The organism is Johannesbaptistia floridana, from assembly GCF_057440575.1.
Genome location: NZ_JALKVM010000081.1, coordinates 1 through 3,443, shown reverse-complemented (window position 1 = coordinate 3,443; position 3,443 = coordinate 1). Strand labels below are relative to the sequence as shown.

Below are 3,443 nucleotides of genomic sequence, written 5' to 3'. Positions count from 1 at the left end.
ACGATATTGACTAGGTTCGTAGTTGGACTTTAGTCCAATAGACATCTTTTGAATATACGATATTGACGGTGCGTTACATCTTACTTCATTTTAACCTTTTTGTCACCCCGTCAGGTTAATATCCTAAAGTTAAGGCGTCTGGGGTACGTGGGTCTGAGGCACCATACATAATACCTTCACTTTGGAGGATGCTTTGAGTACTTCCTAGAGTATTACTAATAACTACTTCATGTCCTTTGTTTCTCAATAATTCTACCGTGTCGCCATTTAAAGCCTCTTCTACAAATAATTTATCTGGTTGCCATTGGTGATGAAACCTGGGGGAGTTAGTAGCTTCGGCTATATTGAGTTTGTGGTCAATTACATTACTGACTATTTGCAGAACTATAGTAATAATTGTACTTCCTCCAGGACTACCAGTAACTAAAAAAGGTTCGCCGTCTTGGGTGATAATGGTGGGAGTCATGGAACTTAACATCCGTTTTCCCGGTTCTACGGCATTTTTTTCACTGCCAATTAAGCCAAAGGCGTTGGGAACTCCCGGTTTAGCGGCAAAATCATCCATTTGGTTATTTAATAAAATGCCTGTATCGGGAACAGTCCACCCAATACCGTAACTAAAGTTGAGGGTATAGGTATTGGCTACGGCGTTTCCGTATTTATCTATAACTGAGTAGTGGGTTGTTTCTTTACTTTCTTTGACTTGGTAGGGATTACCGGGAGAAATTAAATTACTAGGTGTGGCTTCAGTTAGATTTATTTTTGGTCGTAAAATGTTAGCATATTCTTTAGAAATTAATTCCTTGGTAGGAACTTCTACAAAATCAGGGTCTCCTAAATATAGTGAACGGTCTGCATAAGCTAATTTCATGGTTTCTGTGAGTAAATGAATCGTATTAGCGCGATTATGTCCTAATTCACCTATGGGAAACTCTTCTAGTATATTTAGCATTTGAATAAGATGTACGCCACCAGAACTGGGAGGAGGCATAGAAGAAATTTGATAACCTCGGTATTCTCCTTTTACAGGGTTACGGATAACTGGTTGATAATTAGCTAAATCTTTTTTAGTAATTAAACCTCCATTTTCTTGACTATCTTTAGCAATTTTTTCAGCAATTTCTCCTTGGTAAAATGCCTCTATTCCTTGTTCGGCGATTAATTTTAAACTGTTAGCTAAATCTGGTTGTTTTAATATTTCTCCAACTTCGTAATCAATGCCTCCTAGTTTATAGAAAATCTCTCTACTTTCAGGAGATGCTTGTAAACGCTTTTTAGCAAAAATTAATGATCTTTGTAAATCTTCTGTAACGGGAAACCCCTCTTCTGCTAATTTAATCGCTGGTTGTAAAGCTTCTTTTAGAGAAATTGTTCCGTATTTTTCTAAGGCTAATGCCATCCCCGCCACTGTACCGGGTACACCTACGGCTAAATGACCATATTTAGACTTATCTGGTTGTACTTGGCCAAAATCATCTAAAAATATATTTTTATCTGCGGCTAAAGGCGCTTTTTCTCGATAGTCTATGGCTACTGTTTCTTTGGTTTCTCCTAGATGAATGACCATGAAACCACCACCGCCAATGTTGCCAGCGCGAGGGAGGGTAACAGCTAAGGCAAAACCGATGGTAACAGATGCGTCTATAGCATTGCCTCCAGCTTTTAATACCGCTAAACCTGCTTCTGTAGCTAGTTTTTCTTGGGTGGCTACCATGCCGTTATTAGCAGTGACAGGGTGGAAAATATCCTGGCGACTATAGATGGTTTGTGCTTGGGAAACTGAGGTTATACTTATTAGTAAGATTGGAAGGAAAAATAAGATAAATTTATAGATGATAGGGTGACTCATATTTTACACCAGAACTTATGTACTAATTTTTCAGGAAAAATGTTCTTTATGGTTAATTCTCTATAATCTTTGTCTCCTAGGGGTTTAATATCAATTCTTTTACTTCAAAACTTCAAGACTTCAAGACTTCTTACTTCAAAACTTCAAGACTTCAAAACTCATTACTCATTACTTATTACTTCAAAACTCAAAAGGGCGATCGCCCTTTTGTTCTACTCTTGTATTCTTAGGTATTTTCAATTTCTTGTTGTTTATATCCATACATATTGCTATGATTTATTGTAGATATGTTTGTCAAATATGAAATAAGGCTTTCTTTCGTATTTGATTATACTTATTGACTTAAATATCTTAACTAGTGGAAGAGTGAGTGTAACTTTAATTATACTTTGCACCATAAAAAAATAGAAAGCCGAAAATGTTTATAGTTTAAAACGTATGTACATTTTATGAATATCATTAATCATTATTATTTTCAAAAACTGTGGTTAGGATTGATTGCCACTACTGGCTTACTGATTATTCCCGAAGTAGTCAAGGCAGGAGACTTAGCTGACAGTATTTTATTAGGTTGTGACCCAGGACGTCCTAATAGACTTCCAGATTTACCCTGTGACCCCAACGCAGATATATCAATAAATGTTCTTGAAGAACCAGGCTTTACCGGAACTGCTGGTATTGATGGTGAGTTTCGATTAGTTCCTTTACCTCCTGGTAACCCAGGAGGAATGGGTGGTATAACTATAGAAAGCTATACTACTGGTTCTCCTCTTCGTTTAAATATGGATTTTACTCTCCCTCGTCAAAATAATCCAGCTTCAGATCCCGATACAAATGGAATATACTTGACTAATGTAAATTCTAGTCCTGAAAACGATTTTAATCTCCTAGGGGATAGAAATGCTCTGATACAGGACTTACAAGCTGGTAGTTGTCCTCAGTGTAGCATTGAAGGTACTCCCTATCCTCCTCCAGCTATCGAAAACTTTGTGGTTCTAAACCCAGAGGGAATACCCCCAGTGGTTATGGATGGAATAGATTATGAGAGTATTGCCTTTGATTTGTACTCAATAGGTGATATTTCTCTCACTCCCTCTGATTTGGGTAGAGGCACAATTTTAACTACTAACATGGAAATGTTAGCCTACAAGGTAAATAGTTCAGGCCAAAGAATTGAAGAACATACCTTCTTTCAATTCGAGACTCTTAGAGAATTACGACCTTTTGTGAACGAGGTAGAGGCAACATTAACCGTTGCTGTCCCACAACCCATTGACGTGGTGACAAATATCCTATCAACTCCAGGGGGGAGCCTAAGTAGTAATAGTGTATTTATGGATTTCGATGTAACTAGTCAAAGTCTTGTATATAGAACGCAATCAATACCTGAACCTCTAACGATTTTGGGAAGTGGTTTAGTATTGAGTTTACTTCCCATATTAAAAAAACAAGTAGGAAAAAAATAAAAATAGAATTTCGACCCCTAGGTTTGTAGTAGGGCTTTAGCCCGATTAATTTGGGGAACTAAAGTCCTCTGCCAGGTTTGTAGTAGGGCTTTAGCCCGATTAATTTGGGGAACTAAAGTCCTCTGCCA

2 protein-coding genes are annotated in these 3,443 nt (G+C 37.5%); one reads left to right on the top strand and one right to left on the bottom strand.

The features are described from left to right. Nucleotides 1–115: 115 nt before the first annotated feature. The gene (gene ggt, locus MW688_RS05860) at nt 116–1,849 is read right to left on the bottom strand and encodes a gamma-glutamyltransferase (protein ID WP_486735000.1); all 1,734 of its coding nucleotides are present in this window, start codon (nt 1,847–1,849) and stop codon (nt 116–118) included. 449 nt (nt 1,850–2,298) lie between these two features. Between ggt and MW688_RS05855 the strand changes: the two genes are divergently transcribed. Continuing rightward, on the top strand, nt 2,299–3,315 hold the full coding sequence (locus MW688_RS05855) for a PEP-CTERM sorting domain-containing protein (protein ID WP_486734999.1): 1,017 nt from the start codon (nt 2,299–2,301) through the stop codon (nt 3,313–3,315). The last annotated feature ends 128 nt before the right edge of the window (nt 3,316–3,443 follow it).

Bases quoted from the DNA above. Each gene is read 5' to 3' on its own strand.
- ggt (WP_486735000.1), bottom strand. From the start codon at position 1,849: ATGAGTCACCCTATCATCTATAAATTTATCTTATTTTTCCTTCCAATC.
- MW688_RS05855 (WP_486734999.1), top strand. From the start codon at position 2,299: ATGAATATCATTAATCATTATTATTTTCAAAAACTGTGGTTAGGATTG.